25 protein-coding genes and 1 riboswitch are annotated in these 24,794 nt (G+C 36.1%); of the genes, 9 read left to right on the top strand and 16 right to left on the bottom strand.

The genetic code is table 11. The annotated features are described in order from the left end of the window. Positions 1-13: 13 nt before the first annotated feature. Positions 14-913: an NAD(P)/FAD-dependent oxidoreductase gene (locus tag LCM23_RS01625; RefSeq protein ID WP_224934964.1), complete on the bottom strand. Its 900-nt coding sequence runs from the start codon at positions 911-913 to the stop codon at positions 14-16. 417 nt (positions 914-1,330) lie between these two features. On the opposite strand from LCM23_RS01625, the gene LCM23_RS01620 reads away from it, so the two are divergent. Then, complete coding sequence (locus LCM23_RS01620; RefSeq protein WP_224934962.1) at positions 1,331-3,295, top strand: bifunctional 2',3'-cyclic-nucleotide 2'-phosphodiesterase/3'-nucleotidase; 1,965 nt, start codon at positions 1,331-1,333, stop codon at positions 3,293-3,295. Between the two features lie 91 nt (positions 3,296-3,386). After that, on the top strand, positions 3,387-4,439 hold the full coding sequence (locus LCM23_RS01615) for an ATP-binding protein (RefSeq protein WP_224934960.1): 1,053 nt from the start codon (positions 3,387-3,389) through the stop codon (positions 4,437-4,439). 37 nt (positions 4,440-4,476) lie between these two features. Here the strand turns inward: LCM23_RS01615 and LCM23_RS01610 are convergent, their stop codons facing one another. The 5 genes from LCM23_RS01610 to LCM23_RS01590 all read right to left on the bottom strand — a co-directional run bounded on the left by LCM23_RS01610 (position 4,477) and on the right by LCM23_RS01590 (position 8,034). Next, entirely contained in the window at positions 4,477-4,773 is a 297-nt protein-coding gene (locus LCM23_RS01610) for a MazG-like family protein (RefSeq protein ID WP_224934958.1), read from the bottom strand. Between the two features lie 11 nt (positions 4,774-4,784). Continuing rightward, on the bottom strand, positions 4,785-5,267 hold the full coding sequence (locus LCM23_RS01605; protein ID WP_224934956.1) for a tetratricopeptide repeat protein: 483 nt from the start codon (positions 5,265-5,267) through the stop codon (positions 4,785-4,787). Positions 5,268-5,350: 83 nt separating this feature from the next. After that, positions 5,351-6,208, bottom strand: a complete 858-nt coding sequence (locus tag LCM23_RS01600) for a putative RNA methyltransferase (RefSeq protein WP_263624093.1) — start codon at positions 6,206-6,208, stop codon at positions 5,351-5,353. Positions 6,209-6,243: 35 nt separating this feature from the next. Then, positions 6,244-6,876, bottom strand: coding sequence for a class I SAM-dependent methyltransferase (locus LCM23_RS01595; RefSeq protein ID WP_224934952.1), 633 nt, complete (start codon positions 6,874-6,876; stop codon positions 6,244-6,246). 396 nt (positions 6,877-7,272) lie between these two features. Beyond that, positions 7,273-8,034 (bottom strand): SDR family oxidoreductase, encoded by a 762-nt coding sequence (locus LCM23_RS01590; RefSeq protein WP_224934950.1) that lies wholly within the window; start codon positions 8,032-8,034, stop codon positions 7,273-7,275. Between the two features lie 189 nt (positions 8,035-8,223). Between LCM23_RS01590 and LCM23_RS01585 the strand changes: the two genes are divergently transcribed. Further along, on the top strand, positions 8,224-8,829 hold the full coding sequence (locus LCM23_RS01585) for a TetR/AcrR family transcriptional regulator (RefSeq protein ID WP_224934948.1): 606 nt from the start codon (positions 8,224-8,226) through the stop codon (positions 8,827-8,829). A gap of 973 nt (positions 8,830-9,802) precedes the next feature. Here LCM23_RS01585 and cyoE read toward each other — a convergent pair. Next, positions 9,803-10,723, bottom strand: coding sequence for a heme o synthase (cyoE, locus tag LCM23_RS01580; protein WP_224934946.1), 921 nt, complete (start codon positions 10,721-10,723; stop codon positions 9,803-9,805). Positions 10,724-10,955: 232 nt separating this feature from the next. Here cyoE and LCM23_RS01575 point away from each other — a divergent pair, with 232 nt between their 5' ends. Both LCM23_RS01575 and LCM23_RS01570 read left to right on the top strand, forming a co-directional pair. Beyond that, positions 10,956-11,147, top strand: coding sequence for a hypothetical protein (locus tag LCM23_RS01575; protein WP_191815185.1), 192 nt, complete (start codon positions 10,956-10,958; stop codon positions 11,145-11,147). Between the two features lie 23 nt (positions 11,148-11,170). Then, entirely contained in the window at positions 11,171-12,355 is a 1,185-nt protein-coding gene (locus LCM23_RS01570; protein WP_224934944.1) for a hypothetical protein, read from the top strand. A 377-nt stretch (positions 12,356-12,732) separates the two neighbouring features. Here LCM23_RS01570 and LCM23_RS01565 read toward each other — a convergent pair whose 3' ends face one another. The 3 genes from LCM23_RS01565 to LCM23_RS01555 form a co-directional block, all read right to left on the bottom strand. Further along, a complete protein-coding gene (locus LCM23_RS01565) occupies positions 12,733-13,833 on the bottom strand; it encodes an NAD(P)/FAD-dependent oxidoreductase (RefSeq protein ID WP_318247522.1) in 1,101 nt (366 codons plus the stop codon). Positions 13,834-14,232: 399 nt separating this feature from the next. Beyond that, positions 14,233-15,303: a threonine aldolase family protein gene (locus tag LCM23_RS01560; RefSeq protein ID WP_224934942.1), complete on the bottom strand. Its 1,071-nt coding sequence runs from the start codon at positions 15,301-15,303 to the stop codon at positions 14,233-14,235. A gap of 132 nt (positions 15,304-15,435) precedes the next feature. Further along, positions 15,436-16,389: an NADP-dependent oxidoreductase gene (locus LCM23_RS01555; protein WP_224934940.1), complete on the bottom strand. Its 954-nt coding sequence runs from the start codon at positions 16,387-16,389 to the stop codon at positions 15,436-15,438. Between the two features lie 100 nt (positions 16,390-16,489). Between LCM23_RS01555 and LCM23_RS01550 the strand changes: the two genes are divergently transcribed. Then, complete coding sequence (locus tag LCM23_RS01550; protein WP_224934938.1) at positions 16,490-16,993, top strand: hypothetical protein; 504 nt, start codon at positions 16,490-16,492, stop codon at positions 16,991-16,993. Positions 16,994-17,023: 30 nt separating this feature from the next. On the opposite strand, the gene LCM23_RS01545 is transcribed toward LCM23_RS01550, so the two are convergent. From LCM23_RS01545 to LCM23_RS01525, 5 genes are all read right to left on the bottom strand, one after another. After that, on the bottom strand, positions 17,024-17,434 hold the full coding sequence (locus LCM23_RS01545) for a MarR family transcriptional regulator (RefSeq protein WP_224934937.1): 411 nt from the start codon (positions 17,432-17,434) through the stop codon (positions 17,024-17,026). Between the two features lie 82 nt (positions 17,435-17,516). Beyond that, a complete protein-coding gene (gene prpB / locus LCM23_RS01540) occupies positions 17,517-18,422 on the bottom strand; it encodes a methylisocitrate lyase (protein WP_224934934.1) in 906 nt (301 codons plus the stop codon). 13 nt (positions 18,423-18,435) lie between these two features. Continuing rightward, positions 18,436-19,875, bottom strand: a complete 1,440-nt coding sequence (gene prpD, locus LCM23_RS01535) for a 2-methylcitrate dehydratase (protein ID WP_224934932.1) — start codon at positions 19,873-19,875, stop codon at positions 18,436-18,438. Between the two features lie 16 nt (positions 19,876-19,891). Then, positions 19,892-21,013 carry a citrate synthase gene (mmgD, locus tag LCM23_RS01530; RefSeq protein ID WP_224935719.1) on the bottom strand — a complete coding sequence of 374 codons (1,122 nt, stop codon included), beginning with the start codon at positions 21,011-21,013 and terminating at the stop codon, positions 19,892-19,894. Then, entirely contained in the window at positions 20,958-21,233 is a 276-nt protein-coding gene (locus tag LCM23_RS01525) for a hypothetical protein (RefSeq protein WP_095370286.1), read from the bottom strand. Before LCM23_RS01525 ends, mmgD begins: the two co-directional genes overlap by 56 nt. Positions 21,234-21,396: 163 nt before the next feature. Continuing rightward, a riboswitch (cobalamin riboswitch) is annotated at positions 21,397-21,599 on the bottom strand. A gap of 242 nt (positions 21,600-21,841) precedes the next feature. On the opposite strand from LCM23_RS01525, the gene LCM23_RS01520 reads away from it, so the two are divergent. Then, positions 21,842-22,285 carry a MarR family winged helix-turn-helix transcriptional regulator gene (locus LCM23_RS01520; protein ID WP_224934930.1) on the top strand — a complete coding sequence of 148 codons (444 nt, stop codon included), beginning with the start codon at positions 21,842-21,844 and terminating at the stop codon, positions 22,283-22,285. Between the two features lie 17 nt (positions 22,286-22,302). Further along, on the top strand, positions 22,303-23,514 hold the full coding sequence (locus tag LCM23_RS01515; protein WP_224934928.1) for an MFS transporter: 1,212 nt from the start codon (positions 22,303-22,305) through the stop codon (positions 23,512-23,514). A gap of 59 nt (positions 23,515-23,573) precedes the next feature. On the opposite strand, the gene LCM23_RS01510 is transcribed toward LCM23_RS01515, so the two are convergent. Continuing rightward, entirely contained in the window at positions 23,574-23,759 is a 186-nt protein-coding gene (locus LCM23_RS01510; protein WP_224934926.1) for a hypothetical protein, read from the bottom strand. 89 nt (positions 23,760-23,848) lie between these two features. Between LCM23_RS01510 and LCM23_RS01505 the strand changes: the two genes are divergently transcribed. Next, positions 23,849-24,718, top strand: coding sequence for an aminoglycoside phosphotransferase family protein (locus tag LCM23_RS01505; protein ID WP_224934924.1), 870 nt, complete (start codon positions 23,849-23,851; stop codon positions 24,716-24,718). The last annotated feature ends 76 nt before the right edge of the window (positions 24,719-24,794 follow it).

Below are 24,794 nucleotides of genomic sequence, written 5' to 3'. Positions count from 1 at the left end.
GCCAAATGAAATTCTATTTAAAATCCTCATTTGCCAAATCACCTGAAACGGTTATAGCCGTACGCGAACCATCGCCAACAGCAATCGCTACTTGAGAAGGAGATATAAATGCAGCGTCACCAGTCGCATACACACCAAATATAGTCGTCCGATTATGAATATCACGAACTACTCTACCATTTACATCTTTCTTGCAGCCTAATCCATATAAAATGGTGCCATTATGTTCCCATCTTGGACTGACAAAAAGGGAATCAACCCTTTCAGTTCTACCATTTGTAAAGAGAATAGCAGAAAGACTTCCTGCTTCTCCAACTAATTCCTTAATCGGAAAATCTATGATAAGGATTTGTTTACTTTGTAACTGATCCCTTGTTCTACTATCTATCGGAAAACCATTGGTACATACTACTATGTGTTTAGTTATTTGGTGAATAAGTTTGATCAAATGAAGCGAACCAAGATGATCGTATAAAACAGCAATTTTCTTCTCTCTCAACTCCCAACCATCACAATAAAAACAATTATGCACACTTTTTCCATACAAGGGGGTTAATCCTTTAATTTGGGGTAGTCTTTCTCTAATTCCGGTTGAAACGATGATTTTTCTTCCTTCGAATACTTCTTTATCTAACGTCACTATAACGAAAGATTGGTCATTTTTCCTTGCATGGATTACTTCATGATTTTTTATTGTAACAGAAGGGTAATGCATGATTTCCTCATAAGCTGTCTGTCTAAACTGTTCTACTTCTATGCCATCACGTGTCAAAAAACCATGTGAATAGGTGGTAAATCGGTTCCTCGGACGATGATGATCAAGTATCAGTACAGTTCTATTTGCTCGACCTAATACTAAAGCTGCGCTTAACCCCGCCGGACCACCGCCTATAATGATACAATCATACATCATGCTCGTCCAACCCCCTTATATATCATTCAGTAAAAGCTACTTTACCATCCTATGCAACGGCATTTTAAAATATCCTCTCCTTTTACTTAGAATCATATTTTGCATTCGGACATCGTTAATATCAATAACTAAACTTAATTCCATCAAAAAAATCTAAGTAATCGTGATGATGCAATGAAAAAGAAATGAAGAAAACATTTGAACTATTTTTTTGGAAATACTCACGATAAAAGTCCCCCATTATACAAGAATTCTTGTTCTTCCTTGTTATTCTAAGGAAATTCTTCAACAAAAACCCTTCTTTTCTCCTCTATCAAAAAAAATAGAAAATAGTTACTATTATGTTGAAAAATAGATTATTTATTAGATGGTTCCGAGCGAAGGTTAAAAAATGAATACAGAGGAGTTGTGTCGATTTTGATAAGGAAAATTACTTTTTTATGTCTTACTATTATCCTCGTTATTTCTTCTTTACCAAGAATTTATCATGCAGAGGCAGCAGAAACGAATCATTTTCCAAGTCCTTTTAAAAGCAAAGTAGATATTCGCTTATTGGGGACGACTGATATCCACACCCACCTTTCCAAATACGATTATTATCAAGACAAAGAAGTGGAGGATTTCGGACTGGCAAAAACAGCCACATTAATTAAAGAAGCAAGGGCAGAGGAGAGTAATAGCTTTCTTTTCGATAATGGTGATCTGATTCAAGGGAATCCTCTTGGGGATTATAAAGCTAAAATCAATCCAATCAAACCGGGAGAATTACATCCGGTATTCCAAGCTATGAAGCTTCTAGATTATGATGCTGCTACTGTAGGGAATCATGAATTTAATTATGGATTATCATTTTTAAATGAAACATTAAATGATGCCCCCTTCCCTTATGTGAACAGCAATGTCTATCACGTAAAAAAAGGGAAAGGGAAGGAAAAGCAGTATTTCCAGCCATACAAAATCATTAGAAAAATAGTAAGAGATGAGAGGGGATTTCCTCACTTATTAAATATCGGTGTAACTGGTGTTGTGACACCACAAATAACTGAATGGGATAGAGCGAATTTAGAAGGGAAAGTCTATACGAAAGATATCGTCCAATCTGTTAAAGAAACCATTCCTAAAATGAAAAGAGCCGGTGCCGATCTAGTTATTGTCCTCGCTCATTCTGGAATGGGAACGGAAAATTATACAGAGATGGATGAAGATGCTACATATGCGCTAACAAAAGTAAAAGGAATCGATGCTATTATTTCTGGTCATAACCATAAGCTCTTTCCAGGAGACTTTTCAGACTTACCGGGAGTGAATGAAGAGAAAGGGACAATTAATGGTGTACCCGTTGTTATGCCTGGTAACTGGGGTAATCATTTAGGTGTCATTGATTTATCACTTACCACTTCCTTTGGACATTGGAAAGTAAACAATGTCCAGTCTGAATTGCGAAGCGTATATAATTCAGAAAGCGAAACCAATACAATTGCCGATCCAGACATACTCGATGCCATCCAACTTTCTCATGAACAAACGTTAGAATATGTAAGACAACCTGTTGGCAATACGACTGCCAATATTCATAGTTACTTTGCATTAATAAAAGATGATCCCTCCATTCAAATTGTTACAAATGCACAGAAATGGTATTTAGAAAAACAACTAGCTGGCACACCAGAAGAGGGTACTCCGATTTTATCTGCTGGAGCTCCTTTTAAAGCTGGCGGACGTAATGGAGCAAATTATTATACTTATATACCTGAAGGAACGATAGCGATTAAAAATGTCGCTGATTTATATTTGTATCCAAACACGGTTGCAGCCATTAAAGTCACCGGCGCTGATATAAAAGAATGGTTAGAAATGTCTGCTGGTCAGTTTAATCAAATCTTACCTGGTGAGGAACAAACACAACCTTTAATAAATGAGCAATTTCCAACATATAACTTTGATGTGATAGACGGAGTCACTTATGAAATTGATGTAACAGAGCCTGCCAAATATGATACTGAAGGAAAATTGATCAATGAAAATGCGAATAGAATCAAAGGTTTAAGCTATAATGGTTCACCGATTAATCTTGAGCAAAACTTCATTGTAGCGACTAATAATTATCGCGCAAGTGGGCAGTTCCCAGGTGTAAGAAACCAACAATCAGTTACTATGTATCCAGATGAAAACAGACAAGTAATCATTGATTACATTCTTGAGCAAGGCACCATCGATCCTACGGCAGATAATAACTGGACATTCACGTCTGTTTTAAATACACCAAACATTCAATTTGAATCGTCCATAGAGGCTAAAGATTTACTTAATGAAAATAGCCCCATTCAATATATTGGGCCAAGTAATAATGGATTTGGTCTATACTCCATCACAATAGAATAGAGAAGTATTGTTTTTATAAAGAGGCTTCGAGCAAACCTCTTAGCCTCTTTATTAAACTAACAATCATTTGAGAGGAGTGAGTTTACATCAGATGACTACGACCAAGAACTTTTCTATCTTACCCGAAGAGAATCGATTAAATAATATGCACCTCCACCAGATACTCCTAAATATTTCTGATGGCTGCTATTATTTAAACAAGGATATGCAACTTTTATTTGTTAATCGTTCAGCAGAAAATATGTTTAATATCGTAAAAGACGAAATACTAGGCAGAAATATTAGTGAGGCTATTCCAGATTTATGTAGGAAAGTATGTAAACAATTATATCAATCATACAAGAAGCAAAAAGGGATTAGCTTTGACCTTTCATATGCAAATACTAATTATTTTAAAGTGAAAACAATACCCGATACAAAAGGTCTTCTAGTTATTATGCAGGATATAACAGAGACGAAGAAAGAAAATGAAAGAAGAGCTTACTATGAAAAATTACGGTTAATTGGGGAAATGGCAGCTGGTGTAGCCCATGAAGTACGTAATCCATTAACAACTGTGAAAGGCTTTCTTCAGTTAGTAGAAAAAAATGAAGATTTACTAAAATACCAAGAAATTTTTCTATTAATGATTAATGAAATTGATCGTGTCAATTCCATTATTAGTGAGTTTCTAGATATGGCCAAGAATAAGCCTAGTCGAAAAGAGAAGGAACATCTCAACGAAATTATTCAATCTATCTACCCATTGCTAGAGACGAGAGCCATTAAAGAAAATAAAAAAATCCATCTTCAGCTGCACCCTTTACCACTATTAAATTTAGATCAAAACGAAATCCGTCAGTTAATCATTAATATGGTAAATAATTCTTTAGATGCAATGAATGCGAAAGCATCTATACATATCCGTACATACTTAGATCGTGGTCAAGTCGTATTATCTATAACAGACGAAGGTGCAGGAATTGCCCCTGAAGTAATGAACAAGATTTCTACCCCCTTTTTCACAACAAAAGAAAAGGGAACTGGTCTTGGGTTAGCTATCTCGTTTGCCATTGCCAAAAGAAACAATGCTAATATTGATTTTACTACAGACTCTTCTGGGACAACCTTTTCCATTCGTTTCAAGATTCAAGATCATTACTAATTATTCAAAGGGGTTGATTTTCATTCAACCACTTTTTTTATTCCCAAGTTCTGCTGCGATTAATTTCACTCTTTTGTACAAAAGCTTTCTCTAAATCTATATCTAATTTATTCGCTAGCTCGCACACATTCCATACTACATCATATAGCTCTAAACCTAGGCGTTCTTTCACCACTTCCTTATCCTCTTCCCATGAAAGTGATAATACTTCCTTTGCCACTTCACCTACCTCCGTCATTAGAAAGAGTGCACGAGCCTCCACGCTGTTTTTATCAAAGCCTTTTTTCTTACTAAATTGTCCAACCTCTTTTTGTAACTCTGCTATATTAATCATTCGACGCTTACCTACTCCCATGTTTTATTCAATTGCTCGCGATAAAAATGAATTGCTTTTTGATAAGCAGAAACTGATTCATCCCTTGAAGTATTAGCCAATAATCTCAACAAATGATTCATCGCTAATTCATGTTCCTCTAAGTTATATAAAGTCATCGCTAAAAATGTTACTAGTGCACCGTTATGGGGAAATTGATTGATTCCTTCCTCTAATATTGCTTTAGATTTTTCATATTCCCCTAACGTTCTAAGTGTACTTCCTAAACCAATATAAGCCCCTTCCAATCCCTCTTTTAATCCCTTTTGAATGGCCTTTTCATAAAGGGGCACAGCCTTTCTTTCTTCACCGAGCAAGTCGTAACTCCAAGCACTTTGATATAAAAGGTTTGCATCATCGGGGAAAGATTCCAACATCTTTAAAAATCGCTGATTAGATAATAACCATTGACCTTCTTTTCTTAACCTTAGCGCTTCTATTATCTCTTCTTGCATACTTGCCTCCTCCCTTCATTTATACACGAGGCAGAATGTATAAATAAATCCAGGGATTATGATGTATGTCCCCAGCTTCACTTCTATTTTAATTTACCGACAATCACTTCAAGGTCAATCGTGATTTCATTAAGATCACCTTCAACAAATAACCTCTTCGTATTTTCTTGTCCACTCCATGTGAGGGGTGTCATCTTCACAAGTTGTTTCTTCTCCTCACCACTAAGTTCAACAGTGTAATGCAAACTTTTTTGACTGATAACATGAAAATGTTCTTTAAACAGTTGTAGTATCTCTTGATTATCATAGTGATTATTTTTCGATAACACACTTCTTAACTCAAATAAATAATTAGGTCGAGGCACAACTTTAATTACGATGCCACCCTTTCGTAACACCCTTTTAAACTCCTGATAATTAGAAGGTGATAGAATATTTAATAGCACATCTACAGAATGGTCCGTGAAAGGTAGATTCGCCAAATCCCCAACAAGCCATATCCACTCATCATCATTGCCAGCTGCCATTTTAACTGCTTCTTTAGCAATATCTAAACCGACTCCTACATACTTTTGCTCAGTTACATTTAGCTTTTCTAAGATCATATGTAAATGCGAGCCTTCACCGCAACCAGCATCAGCAATCATCTGTCCTGGACTAAGCTCCTTTATATGCGAAATGATTAATTGTTGTAACGGATTGTATAGTTTTGTTTTTGTGATGATTTGTTTTCTTGCTTCAAATAACTCCTTATCATAATGACTGTTTACTTTATGCGTTAAGACGTTGATATAGCCCTGCTTTGTAATATCAAAACTATGACGATGGCTACAGATTAGTCGACTATTGTCTTCCACCTTCAAATCTCCCTTACAAATAGGACATCTTAATGGTGAATGCAAACGTGTTATTTGCTCAATTCTCTTCTGCTTTTTATTCATGGTTCATTCCTTTCTCACTTTAGTGGGTCTTATAGTTAACGTCGGACGAATAATACGCCTCCACAATGAGAGATTTGCTTATAATCTACTTTAAACTTTAATGCTACTAATTCTTCCTTTATTTCCTCATAGACGGTATAAAATTCACTATGATCCCAATCCTCATAACTTCTGTTTTTACATTGATCATGCGCACTTCTTGTTTCAAAGGCAATATCTCCAATAATAATTGACCCTCCTTCATGCAACGAAAAGGATAGCTGTTGAATCCATTCAATTTTTTTTCTATCTGTTACATGATGAAGTGCATAGGTAGAGATAATGGCATGAAATTTTTCCTTCTCAAATTCGAATGGAAGACCTTCTTCCATATTTCTTTGAAAAAGATAAGCGTTTGGCATTTTTTCCTTTGCAATGGCTATCATTTCTTTTGAGAAATCAATTCCATAGATGCTATGACCGTCATCGTACAATCGCTTTGTTAAGGTCCCCGTGCCAAACCCTACATCTAAAATGGTTGATGACGGGTGATGTCCTGCCATATGATATACAAGATTAATTACGTCTTGATAACCAGCAAAAGGATAAGCCTCTTTTCCCTCAGATAATTTTACGGATTGATCATACTCCTTCGCCCATTCATCGAACCCTCTATGATTTAATACCAATTAAACATCCCCCCGTACCTCTATTTTTTTATCACCTGCACATTGTTCTATTTAATAAGTACTTCCTGTTTCATCTCGAACACTTCTCTCCATTTTGATTATATTTAGTTTATCACAAGCAATGGGAGCAATGGGATGCCGTATGATGAAATTGCTTTCATTGTTGTAGTTTAGGTGGAAACTTTGATTCCCTTTCATCTAAAGGCGGCTGTAAAACAAACACGTTTTAAGTCATGATCAGTTCATATACCATTAAAAGAGAATCACTAAATAAGAACCTAAAAAAATATCACAGGAACCAAGAGATTGAGATAATTTATCAATAAAAAAACCCAAACAAGTTAAGTTTGGGTTTCATTTACATATGGAATTATAACTGCAAGTATAAATAGTATATTAAAATGCTGCTGTCCAACCAGCGTCAGCTGTAATGACCGTACCATTCACGAAGCTCGATTCATCAGAAGCTAAAAATAAAGCCACTTTCGCAATTTCTTCCGGTGTTCCGACACGTGGCATCACCGCTGATGCTAGTTGCGTACGGCTCATACCAAATTCATTCGGTTGTTTTAATGCAGCCCCAATATTTGTAGCCACCCCACCAGGAGCAATAGCATTACAACGAATTCCTTCTTTTGCATACATAAAACCAGTGTTTTTTGTTAAGCCAACAACTGCATGCTTAGATGCTCCATATGCTGCCCCAGCATGCGCACCGTTTAAACCGCCTGTTGAAGCTGTGTTTACAATCACGCCTTTTCCTTTTTCAAGGAAAATCGGGATAGCTTTGCGCATAGCTCGCATCACACCTTTTGTATTGATATCAAAGATAAGATCCCATTTTTCATCTGTAATGTCTCCTACAGGTTCCATTGCATCCATAATACCTGCATTATTCACTAAGATATCTAATGTACCGTATTCTTCTACAGCAGCATCAATCATCCCTTCAACTTCATCTAATTTAGCAATATTTACTCCAAGAGCTAGTGCTTGTCCACCACTCGTTTTAATAGCTTCAACAACCGCTTCTACACCTGCTTTATTTAAGTCGACAGCAACCACTTTTGCACCTTCTTTTGCGTATAACTCAGCAATTGCTTTTCCCATACCAGATGCCGCACCTGTTACAATGGCTACTTGATCTTTTAGTTTCATAGAAAATTACCCCTTTCATTTATGCACCTTCATTAAAGCGCTATCAAAATAGTTTGTACTCTTTCAGTTTAATCTTCTATAATTTAAGTAACAATATGCAAAACAGATAGCATTTGTTCAATAATAAATACATTGGGTATTACTTGTATATTAATAAAAGTTAATCAACAAAGGGAAGGTGAATTGTTGATGAAAAATGATCGAAGAATTCATAAATCTAAAAAAGGGCTAAAAGATGCTCTTATTACTTTAATGGCTGAAAAAGAGTTTGAAAAAATTACAGTAACTGACCTTGTACAAAAAGCGGATTTAAATCGCGGCACCTTTTATAAGCATTTTCAGACGAAAGAAGAATTACTAGAAGAATTAACCAACGATATATTTGATGACCTTATTCGGAGCTATCGCGAACCATATATCGGCATTGGAAAATTACATATTGAAGATTTAACAACATCAAGTGTAAAGATTTTTGAACATGTATATCAATACGGAAGTTTCTATTCAGTAATGATACATTCTCACGCACTCTCTGGATTTCAAGATAAGATTATTTCCGTTTTAACACAGCTTTCCTATGATGAAATTGGCTTTGATCACATCCCAAATGCCATTAATCATGAATTATTAACAAACTATCATGTATATGGCCTCTATGGACTTATTATTTCCTGGGTAAAAGGAGGTTTTAAATATAGTCCGACGCATATGACCGAACAATTGATAGAAATGCTGAATTATACCTCTAAGCTGCCAATCGTTAATATTAAACAAAAGGAAGCAAGAAAACCTTAAAAACATTCGGAAGGCAGGGCGCTACTTTTCTTATGCCATTAACCATGTATTAATGAATAAAATTCAATTCGCTCACGAGAAGGATCCGGTAGCATCTGATCTACTTAATGGTTAAAGTAAATAACTCGGCGACTTGACACTGCTTTTAGTCGCCTCCTCGTCAGGTATCTAATCAAATTTTTCTCCCGCCATGGATTTTTGACGCGTTTGTTAACTTATCCAATCAAATTTTTCTCCCGCTACGCGTTTTTGACGCGTTTCTTGCCTTTTCCAATCAAATTTTTCTCCCGCCACGAATTTTTGACGCGTTTCTTACCTTTTCCTATCAATTTTTACCCTCGTCACGAATTTCTGACGCGTTTCTTACCTTTTCCTATCAAATTTTACCCTCACCACGGATTTTTGACGCGTTTCTTGCCTTTTCCTATCAAATCTTACCCTCGCCACTGATTTTTGACGCGTTTCTTACCTTTTCCTATCAATTTTTAACCTCACCACGTATTTTTGACGCGTTTCTTGCCTTTCCCTTTCAAATCTTACCCTCGCCACGGATTTCTGACGCGTTTCTTACCTTTTCCTATCAATTTTTACCCTCGCCACGTATTTTTGACGCGTTTCTTACCTTTTCCTATCAAATCTTACCCTCGCCACGGATTTTTGACGCGTTTCTTACCTTTTCCTATCAATTTTTACCCTCGCCACGGATTTTTGACGCGTTTCTTACCTTTTCCTATCAATTTTTACCCTCACCACGTATTTTTGACGCGTTTCTTGCCTTTTCCTATCAATTTTTACCCTCGCCACGGATTTTTGATGCGATGCGTTACCCCCTATTCTGATCACCATCACATGCACTTCATGCGAACTGGCAAGAACGAACATCGAACTGTCCACTGCCCAACTTGCTCACCAAATAAAAAAACTCGAACACTGTATTGTTCGAGTTCAAATGATGCTAAGATCGCATACTTAATTACTTCAAATTAAAAATAATCCCAACTAAAGAATAAATAATCACAGTTGAAAAAAGGACTGTCATATGGATAAGTGAATAGGCGAATAAAGCGTTTGCCCATTTCTTCGGATCCATCTTCTTATAACCATAGATACTAAGAATTAACCAACCAATACCAAGTAACAATGATACGAGTGTTAACCCTGGGCTTAATGGCCAAAATAAAAAGCTTGTTAAAATTAACAAAACAAGATAGACATTTGTTTGTAAATAGGTGCGACGTATTCCTTTTACAACAGGTAACATCGGTACATTTGCCGCTTTATAGTCATCATGTTTACGAATGGCAATCGCATAAAAATGTGGCATTTGCCAAATAACTTGAATGACGAATAGACCTAATATTGCCGGGTGTAAAATATCTGGATGAATAGCAGCCCATCCGATTAAAGGAGGCATCGCTCCCGAGATACTCCCAACTTCCGTATTATAAATGGTTCTTCTTTTTGTCCACATAGTATAAGGTACAACATAAAAAAACCAACCTAAAAAACCGAGCAATCCTGCTAGCGGAGTTGCTAATGATAACAAAATAATACCTACTAATCCCATCACTGTCGCTAAAATTAACACTGATTTAGTAGTGATATCTCCTGTTACTGTAGGTCTAGTCTTCGTACGCTCCATAATAGAGTCAATATCTCTATCATAAATATTATTGAAGGCACCGGCAGAGCCGATAATAAAAATAGAACCAAATAAGGCAAATAATATTGCTGGTATCTTGTCTAAAATACCATAATCATACGTATATAAGGCGAGCGTTAACCCTGCGAACATTGGAAACAAATTGGATTTAATAATCCCTGTTTTAATGGTAGCAGCTAGAATTTTTGTAATTGGTTGACGCTTTTCAAGTTGCTGCATTGAATTATTCATGCTAATACCTTTCTCCATAACAAGAGGAACTTTCCCTTCCATAAGAAATTTCAATTATATTGTAACACTAAAAAAGTATTTATAACTTTTTAAGTAAACCTTTTCACAATATCTTCAAAAAGAAGTGACAATTTATAGCTATAAAAATACAACCTCTTCCATTATAATCATAAGAAAGACATTTGACTAGATACCCCTTGTTGATTGAAAAGTATGAGAAAAGGAGAACCTCATGACTGTATTATACGGCATTATTATCTTTTTACTCATTGCTGCTATTGTTGGTACTTTATTATTGACAAGTCGCAGTGATGACAATTACCGATCTTCTACAAAGAAAAACAGTAGAAACCTTTCACTTATATATATTATCCTGATTATCCTATCTATTATTGCACTAGGTTTATATATTATCATTTACTAATACTTCTGATGAAGGAGATGATTATGATTAACCAACAATTAACTGAAGTGACTACCATTCATACAATACTCCCAAACTATTGGCCACATTTTATCGCTTCACCTTATGCCTATTATAATCATGAATCTGTTTATTTATATCAGCATCCTCAATTTAATGGTCAAGAAGTCATTCTCCCATGGAACAATCAATTTACGGGCTCTACCTCAATAATTTTCGAAAATGAAGCAACAGCCGTTGTCGACATAAATAATCTTAATAAAGAGGAAGTATACGCCACCCTTATTCATGAGCTTTTTCATTGCCATCAATATCATATGAAAGAAAAGCGTTTTCCCAATGAATTAGTAGGGATTGCTTATCCTCTTGAAAGAGAAAATATTCAATGGAGAATCCAAGAAAGAGAGTGTCTTAACCGCGCATTAAGTATTAAGAATATCAATAAACAAAGAGAAGCGATTCAAGCCTTCATATATTGGAGAGAAAAAAGAAAAGAGCAGTACTATGAGTTGGTTCAGTATGAAAGCCATATTGAAACAATTGAAGGACCGGCGTTTTTTATCGAATTCCTTGCATATAAAGATATCGTCAATCAAACAGATGAACTGGTACTTGAGCGTTATTTAAAGTCATTAACAGACTACTCTATTATGACAAATAGTATAAGACATAGTTGCTATCCCTCAGGTTTAGCTATTTGTTTATTACTTGAGAAATTCTCTCCAAAATGGAAAGAAGAATTATTCGAACATCAACTAACTATTTATGAAATCTTACAAAAAGAATTTGAACCAATAGCTAGAGCACCAAAGAAAATGCATCTGGCTTCCTTAGACGATCTTATTCGGGAAGCTGAAATGAATAAAGAAATTGAAATTAGCAGTTTTAAAAAAACAAATGGGTTGCTTCTTACATTGATAGGCAAAGGCAGGATTCAACAATTTGATCCTATGAATATCATACAATCGCATAAAAACTTCCTTCATAAAAACGGTATGACCATACGTCTTCAAGAGCAGTCCATATATTTTTCACAACCTGTATTAGCCTTAACAGAAAATGGATTAAACGATGTTTTACAGCTACAATTTGTCATTGATCATCCTCCGGAACAGACAATAGATGGCATTTTTATAGAAGGGATTGGCCATTTTTTGGGAGAGATCAAGCAAGTGGGTAATAACATCCATATCATATTAAGTAATTAACCTATGAATCAATATCGAACAAATTTTGGGGAATTTTCTTCCCCTTATCCCCTATCATCTTTAGCGCGTTTTTCCTTAGCGAATGACGCCTAATTCTTTTTCCGCTCGGATTCCATCCTCTTTTTAGGCAATTCTCCCGTTTACTTTTACTTCTTAAGCTACACATACCATAAGTTTTATATTTTCACGCAATCAATTTCCACTTACAATGAACGGCAGATTACATGGAGATTATTTCAAGCGAAAATTCTACTCTTCCGTCCATTCCATTTTCACTTCTATAACCTGACCCTTTATCTCTTTTTTATAAATCACAAACCTCATCCTTTCCAAAAATAATTGCCTTGGTAACAATGACCAAGGCAAAACATCATTCATTATCTTAAGGGGTCATAAGGAGTAAGATCAAATGGTAAAGTATGATTCAAAGCGATTTCACTAGCTACTACGCCTATGTAAGGACCCATTGTTATCCCTGACGGCCCCAAGCCTGTTGCTATAGTGACATTAGGATGTCCTTCCAGTTTACCTAATAACGGAAGGGTGTCGGGTCCCATTGGTCTAAAACCCACACGCATCTCGGAAATTGAACTATTTTCTAATGATGCCGCCATCTCCAGTCCTGCTTCAATCACTTCTTTCACTCCTCCAGCTGTCAATCGATAGTCAAATCCTGCCCCCGTTTCTCTCGTTGCACCTACAACGATTCTTTGATCATCAAAGGCAAGCATATAGTAACTAGAATCCGGTATAACAACTGGCCAGTCTGAAGTAATATGTTCCTTCACACCGAAATGGATAATTTGTCCACGTTGCGGTTTAATAGCAATAGAATAATGAAGGGGTGAAAGCAACTCATTTGTCCATGCGCCAGTCGTTACAATGATCTGATCACACGCATATAATTTCCCATTTACCTCTGCCCCGACTACATGCCCATTCTTTAGAGTAAGACTTGCTTTGCCTTCTACAAATTGAGCCCCATGTAAGGAAGAGGCTCTGTGCATCGCTTGACAAAGTAAATGTGCATCTACCCTAGCTCCCCCACTCACATAAAGTGCTTGATACTCTCTATTCAATAGTGGGAATAAACCTCGTGCTTCCTCCCCTGATAAGCGCTTAATATCTCCTACCTCAGGCGTACCTGCAGCCCGTTTGCTCATTGCCTCCGCTTGAAATTGTTTTATTACCTCATCCTCTTTGCTTATCGCCAGTGCACCAACCTGTTTATATCCGATATCCCATTCACCATCATGTTCCAATTCTTTAATGAGCTCTCCATAATACAAAGCTCCCCTTCGAGCCAATGTATACCAATCTGGATGTTTATGATGAGTAATCCATGGACAAACAATGCCAGCTCCTGCAGCAGATGCCCTACCTTCATGGTTCGCATCAATTACTGTAACATCGATGCCGTTTCTACTTAAATGATAAGCAGCACTCGCTCCAACTATGCCTGATCCGATAATGATCACCTTAATTGTTAACATCTCCTTATTATCAAACTGTGATATTTGCCGTTTTTTGATGAACGGTACCCTTTTTTTGAGAAGATTCATTATGTATACATATACTAATATAAAGGCTACTTCAGAGATCCATTACAAATTTTATAGAAGGAGGAATGTCCATTGATATCATTTAAAGTTCTACTTATCCTTCTCATCTTTTTATTTTCAATCTTGATAAGCTTACTTTTCAGAAAACTCACCTTTCAGTACATTGATAGCATTGTCTTTCTTCTCATATCTATCGCCTCTTGCATTTCTATATTTTTCCTAAAAGGGAGTCATCAATATTTCTTCCTAATAGCCTGCATAAGCAGCTTTTTGCTTTCCTGTATATATTTTTTTCTCTCATTCTATGAATAAGAATTATATATTTTGTTTGATTGTTAAAAACATTTTTTCTATTACTGTTTCTGGTATAACCGTAACTGCATCACCAAAACTAATTTCAGCAAAATACTCGTTATCTTTCTCTTGAATTCTAGATGTGATACCCACACCACATTCCTCATACACCATTTTCAACAATTGTTCTATATCCTCGATGTCTTTTTCAAAATAAAGATGGAACATATTTGATTGGGGTACTTTTGGTTTTGTATGTAAACCAGTTATTTGATTAAATCGCTCAGCGAAAAATCGTGATATTTCATAATATCGCTTCATTTTATCTTTTCTTTTTTCATAATAATAGTCTGCTGGAATGATATAAGGGTAAAGACTAATGAGGTCTCCGCCGAACCTTCTTTTCCAAACCTTTGCTTCTTCAATAAGAGACTTATCACCGGCTAAAATTGCTCCAGCGATCCCACCTACACCTTTATAAAAAGAAAGATATACACTGTCAAATAATGCACTTACTTCTTCAGCACTCTTTTCATAATATGGCAGCACTTCTAATAATCTCGCACCATCTAAATGTAGTTTAATATTATTTTCGCGGCAATGATCCGCCATTTGCAGAAGTTCTGAAAATGGGGGCACGGACCCACCTATTTCTCTCTGCGGCAACTCTAATAACAATGCAGCGAATGAATCATCTAAGTGACTAATCTCTTCATAGCCTACAGGTCTACTTTCTTCACTGACGAATGTTACATCAAATTGATGCAGCATCTGAGGGCCATCTTGTTCATGAATTTCTAGGTGGCATAATGGAAGATAGGCAATTTTTTTTGATTGTTTTTTATCACTCCAGATTCTCAGAGCAATTTGTTGCGCCATTGTTCCACTCGGAAAGAAGACTGCTTTTTCTTTTCCTAATAATGTTGCCATCTTTTTTTCAAATTCTGCAATGATTTGACCTTCGCCGTAAATATCGCTTGTAACATCTTCCTGGATATGTCGGAAGGCTTCTTTAAGCACTTCCACTTGTCGTACTCCATGACCGCTTAAAGTGTAGAGTGATTTTTGATAAATATCTTGCAATAGTGTCAAAGGTAGCGACCCCCTTATTCTGAATTTTCATGAATTATTATAACATGCCTAGAGGTGTTTGATAGTTAGAGAACTTCGCGTTACGAAATGATTGTAGTTATTTTATCAAACTCCAAAAAATCTTAACTACTTTTATCCTCTATGGCAGACAACCACTTCCCCCTGACAGTGACCATATTGTTTTTTTATGTGGGCTTTTTGTATACCTTCAATGTTCAGCGGATACACATGTGCCAAAACTGGAGTTAGTTTACCTTTTTCTACTAATTGTTTTATCTGTTCTAACCCCTTCTTAATTGAGTATGTAGTAATATATCTTATTGACAAACATTCTTTATCAACGACTTGATATTTCGGTTTTGTGAATTTTATCACTTCTGCTTCTGGCTTCAACCACCTTAACGCACTTAAATATGGATAGCTTTGTCCAATTGTATCAATGAGTAGATCAAAGCGTCGTTGCTTATAAATAGGATCCAGACAATCCCCATCAATATGGATTACATCTTTCTGCTTTACATCTTCATAAAGTATGCCTACCACTGTTCCCATTGCCTTTAATATTTGAATGAGCATCAAAGCTACATTCGTTTGGCTACCTAAAATTAGAACATGGCTTCCTTCTCTCACCCTCCCCTCTACTGTTGCTTGCCATGCCGCTATACTACTTTCTAATAGAGCAGCCGATTCAATGAATGTTAAATTATGAGGCATGAGACAAACATGAGATGATGGGACTATCGTTTCGTTGGCATATGTACCATATGCAGAAATAGTTGTTAGAAAGAAAACTTTGTCACCAATTTTAAACTGGGAGACGTCCTTTCCAATTGCTTTAATGATTCCTGCTCCGGAACTTCCTAGAATGATCGGTAAGTTAAGATTGTCGCTCAAACATTGCCCAGACCTTAATTGCCAATCACTCTCTAACACTCCACTCGCTTTTATTTGAATTAATATCTCGTCATCACCAACTGGTGGTGTTACTAATACAATGTCACGTAATTGGTGAATATCGCCAAATTGATGAATGCCAATTCCCTTGATAGAATGCCTCCGCTTATTATTTCTTTTTATATTGTTCATTTTTACCAACTAGATATATTCTTAAAAATACATCTTGCACACATAATTTTATTGATGTATCACATTCTAATGATAATAATGTTTTTAGAGGAGGGTAAACTTGAGTGCAGCTAATTTCTTTCGTGTATTTAATGCCATCATCTTATGGGGAACGATGTTTTTTATTCCTGGTAAATCAATTAAAAGGTTTCTTCCTGTTACTTTATTTTGCTCTTGCATCCTTTTAATTGAAACATTATTATCGTTTGTTTTTAAATGGTGGAGAGTAAAGGGCGGAAAGAAATATATGGTTTATGATTCAATTGCCTTTATATTGGGGCCATTTTTTACAATTAATATTTGGGTGTTCCATTTAACATACGGAAAGTTTTTTCGATATGTCGGGCTTAATCTAATTATTGACCTTTTGTTTGCCTATCCTTTCAATGCTTTCTTTCAAAAAATTGGTCATTATAAACTGTACAAATTCACATCATTTTCATTATTTATTTCTGCTTTCGCCTATGCATTAATTAATTACGGCTTTCAATTATTATATGAACGATATCCGAAAGATCATATAAAAATGGATAAGGTGAGTAAAACAGAACTTACTGTTAAATGACCTTATCCTCTTTTATTCGGGAAAAAACCATTAGATAATTTTTGCTATTTTTTCAAGAGAAGTATTAATGGAAGATACTTGCTGTTGAAGAGAACATAATTGTTCATACGAATAGGCATTAAATAAGGCATTAATATAGAACGCTCCCTCTTGTGTTAAACGAACACTAACAATTCGACGGTCATTATGTGCTCTACTTTTAGTTACATAGCCAAGTGCCTTTAATTTATCACTCATATTCGTTGCAGCTGCTGGGGACATATAGAAATCTGTAGAGATATCCGTGATTTTCATTTCACCACGTTTTTTCAACTTCATCATAAGCCAAATAAGGTTATCATTGAGCGTTTCTTTTTTATGCAATAACACATTAATAAAGTATTTATTGCTGGCCATTTCCCCAATAAGATGCTGTATAATCATTTCATTCCTTGCGTTCATTTTTTCATTTCTCCTAATCTTTTATGAAGTAAAATAATTAAGGAAGATTGACGCTCGGCTGTATAACCGAACGCCTAGACAATTATTCTTCTGTCAATATTGTTTTTGCTAATGTATCATCTAATTCTTCAAAATCATCATAGCTGATTGTTTGATATAGTTCTTTTCTTGTTTGCATATTAGCAAGCGCATCTTTTTGTGAACCTGTTTCTTTAATGATATTAAAAACGTTTTCATATGCCTTCGCTGCCACTCTTAATGAAGTAACAGGGTAGATAACCATTTGAAAGCCCATTTGTGAAAATTCATCCGCTGAGTAGTAGGGAGTCTGACCAAATTCAGTCATATTTGCTAGTAAAGGAATGGAAATCGCTTGTGAAAATAGACTAAACTCTTCTTCCGTTTTTAATGCTTCCGGGAAAATAGCGTCCGCTCCAGCTTCTGCATATGCTTTCGCTCGTTCAATCGCTTCATCAAGTCCTTCCACCGCTCGTGCATCTGTTCTTGCTATTATCATTAGATGAGGGGCAACTTCTTTAATCACTCTAATTTTTTGTATCATTTCTTCTGATGTTACTAGCTGTTTTCCATTTAAATGGCCACATTTTTTCGGTAACTTTTGATCCTCTATCTGCACAGCAGCCACTCCAGCTTCTTGCATTTCCACAGCTGTTCTTGCCGCATTTAATATCCCACCGAACCCCGTATCAATATCAACAAGTAATGGTAAATTAGTTGCTCGAATAATTTCTTTCGCCCTCTCTGCCATCTCAGCAGATGTAACCATACCTAAGTCTGGCAGTCCTTTACTTGCCGTATATGCAGCGCCTGATAAATACAAAGCATGAAAGCCTGCTTGTTTGGCCATTAAGCCTGCCATTGCATCATGTGCCCCAGGTATTTGCAATATATTCTTATCTAGCATTTTTGAACGAAATTGCTCAGCTAAATCTTGTTGAGTCACAGGTTTATGAACAATCCATGCCATCTTGCATCCCCTCCTAGATTAAGAATAAATTCATAAATTCATTCACTGGCATCTCTTTTAACGTTTCTTGATCGGAAACAGCTCCAGCAATGCTTGTTTGTGCCTTGTTAGAAAAATGAGTTTTAATATTATACTCAAACTTCTGCAATACTTTTGGAATCGCTTCGTCACGGCGGAATCGGTGACCTAATGGATATTCACATTCAATCTTCTCAGAAGAAGTTCCATCTTTATAATGGATTTGAACAGCATTAGCGATTGAGCGCTTGTTCGGATCTAAATAATCCTTCGAGTATTGCAGATCTTCCACAACCTCCATCTTCTCTCGTAAGCTGTCTACTCGGGGGTCGCTAGCTACATCATCCTCATAATCCTCAGCGCGAATATTTCCTTTTAATAAACCAATAGCTGTAATGTACTGAATACAGTGATCGCGGTCAGCTGGATTATGTAATGGACCTGTTTTATCGATAATCCTAATCGCTGATTCATGTGTGGTAATCGTAATTCGATCGATATCGCTTAAATCACCCACATCGCCATTTTGATGAAGTGAAACGGCACACTCCGCTGCAGTTTGCGCGTGAAATTCTGCCGGATAAGAAACTTTGAATAACACATTTTCCATTACATAAGCACTTAACTCTCTTTGTAGGGTAAGTTTTTGCCCTTTAAACAGAACGTCTTCAAATCCCCAGTTAGGTGCAGATAAGACACTGTTATAGCCCATTTCACCTTTCACAGCCATCATAGCTAACTGAACACCCCTACTTGTCGCATCTCCAGCAGCCCATGATTTTCTTGAGCCCGTATTTGGCGCATGACGATATGTCCTTAATGCAGAATTATCCACCCATGCAAGTGATAATGCATGAATCACCTCTTCTTTTGTTGCACCAAGCATCTTTGCCGTAACAGCAGTTGTTGCCACTTTAACAAACAGTACATGATCTAAACCCACGCGATTTAAACTATTATCTAGCGCTAATATTCCTTGAATTTCATGAGCCTTGATCATCATTTCCAGGACTTCAATCATTTTAACTGGCTCTTTACCAACTGAAAGACGTTGCCTACTTAAATAATCTGCAACTGCCAAAATGCCACCAAGGTTGTCAGAAGGATGCCCCCATTCAGCAGCTAACCATGTATCATTGTAATCCAGCCAGCGAATCATACAGCCAATATTAAATGCACCTCTAATGGGGTCTAATTCAAATGATGTACCAGGGACTCTTGTTCCATTAGGTACAACCGTTCCTGGCACAACAGGACCAAGTAGTTTTGTACATTCAGGATAATCAAGCGCTAATATTCCACAACCAATTGTATCGAGCAAGATATAATGTGCCGTGCGATAAGCCTCTTCACTTGTTATTTCATAATCCAATACATAATCAGCAATTTCCGTTAAAATAACATCGGTTTCAACCTTTTCATTCGTTTTCAGCATTTACTCGTACTCCTCCTCAATTTGGTAAGGTATGACGTGCACCTGAATAAATGACCCGCGGTCTAAATAAGCGGTTGTTTTCATGCTGTTCAATGACATGGGCACATAAACCAACCGTTCTTGCACTAAAGAAAATCGGTGTGTAAAGTGGGATAGGAATTCCTAACATGCCATAAACCGGTGCGGCATAATAATCTAAATTAGGGTATAGCCCTTTCTCAACTTCCATGATTCTTTCTCCTGCTTCACATTTTCGAAGCAACGAATCATCTCCATTTTGTATGGATAACTCCTGTAGAGCTTCCTTCATCATTAATGCTCTTGGGTCCATTTTTTTCATATAAACTCTATGACCAAAGCCCATAATCTTTTCTTTTTTAAATAGTTTTTTATAGAAGAGGCCTTCCAAGCCAGCGACACTTTCCGCTTCATTCAACATGTACATAACCGCTTCATTCGCACCCCCATGCAAGCTACCTTTTAAACTTGCAACTGCACCCGTTAACGCTCCAAATAGATCGGATTGTGTAGAAGCAATTACTCTTGCTGTAAATGTTGAGTTTGGCATTTCATGTTCACTATATAAAAGTAATGACTGGTCAAATACTCTTTCTTCTAAATCGGAAGGTACTCTACCAGTTAACATATAGAAAAAGTTGGCACTATACGATAGGGATTTATCCGGTTCAATTCTCTCCAGACCTTGTAATATACGATAACTGTTAGCTACAATTGTCGGAACTCCTCCAAGTAGGCGATAAGCTCTTTCTTTATTTGCTTGCTTCGACCTATCTTCTAAGGTCGTATCATATCCAGCCAAGCTTGAGATGCCAGTGCGGAGCCCATCCATTGGATGTGTTCCTTTTGGTAAATGAGTAAAAACCTCCATGACGGCCGTCGGTATTTCATAATAGGACTTTAACGTATTAGCTAATGAAGTTTTTTCCTCGTCTGTTGGTAATTGATCTTCTAGAAGTAAATGGATAATATCTAAATAGCTTTTCGTTTTTGAAAGTTGAATTAAGTCATAACCTTTTATGACAATCTCTCCATGAACAGTATCTAAAAATGAGATGCCGGTCTCAGAAGCTATGATTCCCTCTAACCCTGGTATATACTTCTCCTCCATGCTCACAATCATTTTCCTCCCATCCAATTACATCATGCCTGACAATGCTGTAAGCCCTTTCAGCATTCCTTAAATATATTTGGATCTTCTCTTCTTCTACAGAGAGTGTTCGGATGTCTTCTTTATACTGATCTAATACTTTTCTTAAACTATAACTCTCCGCAGAATAGCTGTTCATCATGATCGTTGATTTCATTATGTTCACATAATAAGGAACGGTTCCAAACAAAGCTTTTTCCTCCGTTCTTGCTCACCTTTTTACCATATCAATCCATTAAAAAAACAACTTCTAGAAAGAAGTTGTTAAGTTCAAACGAATACTAAAATAAACATGCGACCTTGGCATGTATTCATTACCCGTACTTAACACCTCCTATATCCACGTAGGAATTGATGTTTACACTAAACAGGCAGGTCTCCTGGCTTATGGTCAACATGATACGAAACCTTCCCATCTCCAATTTTAGGAAACAGTGGTATCTTTCATATCACTCGCAAATACAGTTGCGGGACAGCGACGGAATCCAACCGTACTTCCCTTTTAAGTAAATAGACAAGCTAGCATTCTATTTACACCTATTTTTGAAAATATTAAGTTGTTCTATTTAAATATATCAACATTTTAGAAAATTGACAATTGTTTTCTTAATCGCACTACTTTTCACTTTTAAATTAACACTTTTAAATTAACACTTTTTATTATAACAATTTAAATGTAGCCTACAAACATATCTTAAAAGAAATACAATTTTAACATAACATTTACCATTTTACAGAAAAAAAGCTATCGCCCATAGACAGACAAGACGGCTTTTTGTTATAGTATATTAGTTACCATTGATAACTATTTTAAATGAGGTGAACATTATTATTGCTAGCCAAAGGTTCTTTCATCACTTTATGATGCTTTATCGCCCTTTTGAGAATAGACTGAACAGCTTATTAACGAAACATCAATTACAACGGGCACAGTGGACAATCCTCTATTATCTCTACCATTTTGGTCCAACAACTTTAGTAGAGATTGCTGCGTATCAAGGTGTTGAAAAGCCAACAGTCACGAGGACAATAAATCAGCTTGAGGAATATGGATATGTAGAAAAAATCCCAAGCATGGATAAACGTGAAAAGAAAATGAAAATAACGAACGAAGGTGAGCGTATATACAAAAAAATCCGCATTCCGATTGATCAGTTCGAAATGGAAATATTAGAGGGAATCACACCTGAAGAACAAGAAGAATGTATTCGTATTTTTGATAGTATTAAAAGCAATTTGTAAGGAGGAAGAAAAAGAAAATGAGTTCAACAAAAGAAAAATTATGGACCAAGGACTTTATCACCGTTTCTTCCGTAAACTTTTTTCTAACATTAGTGTTTTATTTATTAATGGTTACGATTGCCGTGTATGCCGTTGAAGCACATCATGCAACCGCCAGCCAAGCTGGCTTAGTTACTGGCATATTTATTATAGGAACATTGGTAGGAAGATTGTTTATAGGTAAATATATTGATCGTATTGGACGGAAGAAGACTTTAATCATTGGCTTACTATTATTTAGTTTATCAACAAGTCTTTATTTTATTGAAATTGATGTCAATTTCTTACTTATTACCCGCTTTATCCACGGTTTAACATTAGGGATGGCAAGTACAGCAAGTGGTACAATTGTCACTTCAATTATTCCGCAAACAAGGAAAGGTGAAGGAATCGGCTATTTTAGTATGAGTAATACTTTAGCTACAGCAATAGGACCTTTTATCGGTATGTTAATGAGTCAATACACAACTTTTCATACGATTTTCATTTTTTGTTTGATTCTTGGTATTATTGGCCTACTTATCGGGTTAACGGTGAATGTGAAAGAGTTAACTGAAGATCAGAAAGCTCAATTTCACTCATCTGGTTTTCAATTATCTAGCTTTATTGAACCAAAGGCACTTCCAATTGCACTCGTCACATTAACAGTCGCATTTTGTTATTCAAGCGTCTTGTCTTTTATTAACTTTTATGCAATTGAAAAGGACTTAGTAAGTGCTGCTAGCTTTTTCTTCTTTGTCTATGCCATTGCTGTCTTACTATCCCGTCCTTTCACTGGTAGGTTAATGGACAGCAAAGGGGCAAATTATGTGATGTATCCAGCGTTCATTTTATTTGGCGTAGGTCTATTTTTACTTAGTAATTCAGCAAATGGTGTTATGCTATTAGTGGCGGGGGCTTTGATTGGCTTAGGCTTTGGTAATATGCAGTCTTGTACACAAGCGATTGCGGTCAAATTAACGCCACCCCATCGCATGGGGCTAGCTACTTCTACCTTCTTTATCTTTCTCGATGGTGGTTTAGGTTTTGGACCCTATTTATTAGGTTTACTGATTCCTATTACAGGCTACAGTATGTTATACATTTACATGGGGATTGTGTCGATTGCTTCAATTATTCTTTACTTTTTAGTTTATGGACGAATCGAACACAATGGGAGTAAACAAGCACATCAAACAGCATCAATGTAAAATAAGGTATGCTATAATTAAAGAAGAGACTCCAAGTAATGGAAGTCTCTTCTTTCTAATTAAAATGGTTTATTCGGTTCATATGTCGGTTGTTGATTCTTCACTTCATATTCATAACTTTTCTCCATTGCGGCTTGTACTTCTTCTGACTGTTCTAATTCTGTATCCATTTGATTGTATTGTTGAGCTTCATTTTGAGCAGCAATAATTTTCTCATCCACTTGATTATCATACTTTTTTTCCATTGCATTCACTCCCCTTTTATAAGATGTCTCGCCTATTTTCCCCCTCAAAAAAACGATTTATACAAAATAATAAAAAAGGAGACTGTTCCATGAAGGAATTAATTAAAAACCATCTCCCGCATCTTCAGGAAATACAGATTGAAAGCAATCATTCTGGTTGGGATCATCATATCTATATTGTCAATCAAACATATGTCATCCGAATACCAAAAACCAAACAAGTATTAGTGAAAATAAAAAAGGAAATAAAGCTAATTCACCAGCTCACATATCTTTCTTCAATTATTGAAATACCAAATTATCTTCCATTTTATAATAAAGACGGACAAATGATTGGTGTTTTTTACCACTTTATTAAAGGACAAGCATTATCTCATTCATTGATTACTCCTCCTTTATATGAAGCCAAACGGCTAGGAACATTTCTTACAGAATTACATCGTCTGGATATAGATGAAGCAAAGAAATGTAATATAGAAGAACTACATAGTGAAAATTATTGGGCGCAATTACATGAAGACCTGATTAAAAAAATATTTCCGTTCTTAAAAGACGCAGAAAAAGAAGAAATTGATAAAATGTTTTTAGCGGTGTCAAAATTTAAAGAAGCAAAAGTCGTGATTCATGGTGATCTAACAAGTGCCAATATCCTTTATCTTCCAAGAAAAAAGGAGATATCAGGAATTATAGACTTTACAGATACGCAAATAGGGGACCCGGCGTTTGACTTTGCAGGGCTATATTGGGATTTCGGAGATCAATTCACTAAAGAAGCTCTTGCATCTTATCAAACAAAATTCAATAAAGATGAAATGTATAGAAGAGTCACTTCCTTTTATGGCTTACAACCAATATTTCACGAATGGTTGAAAAACGTCAATGACCAGGATGAAAAAGCTGTTCGACAATCCATAAATATAGGAATGACCAAAATACAAATTATGCACAGATCAGTTTAACAGTATTCTACAACGATGATTAGAAACCGAACAAATCCATATAAATTTGTCCGGTTTCTTGCTTGTTATTACTTCG

This window comes from Cytobacillus kochii (assembly GCF_020171845.1).
GTDB classification, from domain to species: Bacteria; Bacillota; Bacilli; order Bacillales; family Cytobacillaceae; genus Cytobacillus; species Cytobacillus kochii.
Note: the sequence above shows the minus strand (reverse complement) of the source record. Positions and strands in the feature narration are given on the sequence as shown.